This window comes from Pantoea sp. GbtcB22 (assembly GCF_019091025.1).
Classification (GTDB): domain Bacteria; phylum Pseudomonadota; class Gammaproteobacteria; order Enterobacterales; family Enterobacteriaceae; genus Pantoea; species Pantoea leporis.
The window spans coordinates 1-248 of the sequence record NZ_JAGXKB010000550.1; the positions used below are offsets into that span (position 1 = coordinate 1).

General features: G+C 71.4%; 1 protein-coding gene. It reads left to right on the top strand.

The window, feature by feature from the left end:
• On the top strand, positions 1-248 hold a 248-nt coding region (locus KVT28_RS25955; protein ID WP_217551140.1), incomplete at both ends, for a hypothetical protein.

A 248-nucleotide genomic window follows, 5' to 3' on the forward strand; every position in this document is an offset into this window, starting at 1 on the left:
TGAAGTACCCGGTGCCCGAGCTCGAGCCGCGCCGCGTCGACCTGGAGTTCAAGGGACCGTTCCGCGCGGACCTCCACCTCGCCGGGGTCGGGGAGGGCGACCGCGACGCCGTGACCGGGACGTACGTCTTTTCCGTCGATTGGCCGCCGGTCGAGAAGGCGGCGTTCGAGGCGATCCGCGCCGCGTGGGTGCAGGACGTGAAGGCGCTCCGCAAGGTCCGGTTCGACATCGAGCCGGTGCGCTTCGCG